4 protein-coding genes are annotated in these 1811 nt (G+C 55.4%); 3 read left to right on the top strand and 1 reads right to left on the bottom strand.

Annotated features, from left to right (window positions below):
• From EZI54_RS25325 to EZI54_RS24945, 3 genes are all read left to right on the top strand, one after another.
• Nucleotides 1–866, top strand: an 866-nt coding sequence (locus tag EZI54_RS25325) for a carbohydrate-binding protein (RefSeq protein WP_131484297.1), incomplete at its 5' end; no start/stop codon positions are given.
• A gap of 213 nt (nucleotides 867–1079) precedes the next feature.
• On the top strand, nucleotides 1080–1223 hold the full coding sequence (locus EZI54_RS24950; RefSeq protein ID WP_207389339.1) for a VOC family protein: 144 nt from the start codon (nucleotides 1080–1082) through the stop codon (nucleotides 1221–1223).
• Nucleotides 1220–1357: a VOC family protein gene (locus EZI54_RS24945; RefSeq protein WP_207389338.1), complete on the top strand. Its 138-nt coding sequence runs from the start codon at nucleotides 1220–1222 to the stop codon at nucleotides 1355–1357. Before EZI54_RS24950 ends, EZI54_RS24945 begins: the two co-directional genes overlap by 4 nt.
• 55 nt (nucleotides 1358–1412) lie before the next feature.
• Here the strand turns inward: EZI54_RS24945 and EZI54_RS23610 are convergent, their stop codons facing one another.
• Entirely contained in the window at nucleotides 1413–1613 is a 201-nt protein-coding gene (locus tag EZI54_RS23610; RefSeq protein ID WP_242674585.1) for a YciI family protein, read from the bottom strand.
• Nucleotides 1614–1811: the final 198 nt, after the last annotated feature.

The raw sequence follows: 1811 nt of genomic DNA, 5'->3' as shown, positions 1-1811 counted from the left end.
CCCATAACGGATATGAGGGCAGTGGCTTTGTCGACATGGTCGGTGAAGGTGAGCTTGGCTATCGGTTCATGGCGAGTGCGGGAACATACCAGTTGGCTGTCCGCTACGCCTTGGATAGCTCCGGAAGTCGACCGCTTCAGATTGAAGTCAACGGCGTGGTTGTGGAAACAGCTGACTTTGCGGGCACGGGGGGCTGGACGAACTGGGGTGAAGAAACTTTGGAGGTCAGTCTGGATGAAGGCGAGAACCTTGTAAAGCTGATCACCACAGGCTCAAGCGGCGCCAATATCGACAAGTTGGAACTTACTGAAGTCAGTCCCATCAGCCCAGCGATGCAAGGGGACTTGGTTGCGGGCAATACACTGACAGGTACCGCTGATGACGACCTCCTATTGGGAGGTGATGGTAATGATTTCCTGGATGGGGGGGCGGGTAATGATGTGTTGGTCGGTAATCTGGGTAACGATTATCTTACCGGTGGCCCAGGAAACGATCGTTACGAAATGAAGCGAGGTGATGGGCAAGACACCATCAACAACCTGTCAAGTTCAACCGACAGCGACACGCTGCGGTTTACTGGTATTGATGAGTCGGAGTTGTGGTTCTCCCGTGATGGTGATGATCTGGTTGCCGATGTGCTTGGGAACAGTGATCAGGTTCGTGTTCAGGACTGGTACATGGACATCACTCAAAAAGTAGCCACGCTCGAGACTGATGATGCGTCGATTACAGCTTCACAACTAGAGCAGCTAGTGTCAGCAATGGCTGCGTTTGGTGAACCATCCGGTGGAGAAATCAACTTGACACCTGAAGAGGAGTCGCAAGCCCAAGTGGCCATTGCAAATGCGTGGCAGCCGCTTGCGTAGGACTTGGATGGCAACTATGGAACGCCAGGGGTGAAGCGCGCCTAGCGCTTCACGGGCAAGCCATGGACGGCTTGCCCTGGCCCCTTGATGCAACAGGAGCATTGAGCATCAAGGGGCGTGACCCGAGCCCCCAGGTTCCCCTGAAACCGAACCTGGAGGAAGCGACAATGGCCCGGTTGTTCACTTTGAAATGCCCTTGACGATCGTCGGCGGATGACCGATTTCTATGCCGAGGCTTTTGGCTGGCAGATGGAACTGCTCGGTGAAGAGATGGGTAATTACAAGCTGGCCAATATCGCAGTATCCGACGGATGCGGTCCGAGGGAGCGGGGCCTGATCGGTATCCATCTGACGTGATTGCGGTGCCTGATATCCAGCAGACTGCTGAGAAGGTACGGCAGGCCGGTGGCGAGGTACTCGGTGAGCCAATGGAGATTCCCGGCGTTGGGGCCTGTGTCTCGTTCCGGGATACGGAAGGCAAGCTGGCCTGATGGGTACACTGGAGATATCCGGTATGAGGGGCCGTTCATGCTTTCCTGTCTGGCGTTAATGACGAGTTGATTCGGACACTTCCGGTTTCACGGACCGCACCTCAATGCTGCCGATCCTGGCCGATGGCCACGCGGCTGCAATCTCAAGGGCCTGCTCCATGTCCCGGACTTCCACCAGGAAGTAGCCTCCCAACTGCTCCTTGGTCTCGGCAAACGGGCCGTCGGTAAGGATCGTCCGGCCGTTTCGAACCTGCACGGTGCGCGCCTGTGAGGCGCTTTTCAGGGCCCAGGTCGACAGTAATTGGTCGGCCCTGCAAAAGAAAAACCGAAATAAAGACAATGAGTTGGCTTTGTTTCAAAGTATAATATCCAGCATAAATCGCCCTGTTTCACTCAGAATCCGGAAGAAATGCCCATGATCCCACGGGATAAACGCCAGGCTCCGCAGCGAGAT

Source organism: Marinobacter halodurans (genome assembly GCF_004327985.1).
Taxonomy (GTDB): domain Bacteria; phylum Pseudomonadota; class Gammaproteobacteria; order Pseudomonadales; family Oleiphilaceae; genus Marinobacter_A; species Marinobacter_A halodurans.
This window is presented reverse-complemented; position numbering and strand designations above follow the sequence as displayed.

Excerpts from the sequence above, each read along its gene's own strand:
- EZI54_RS24950 (WP_207389339.1), top strand. The coding sequence starts at position 1,080 with ATGACCGATTTCTATGCCGAGGCTTTTGGCTGGCAGATGGAACTGCTC.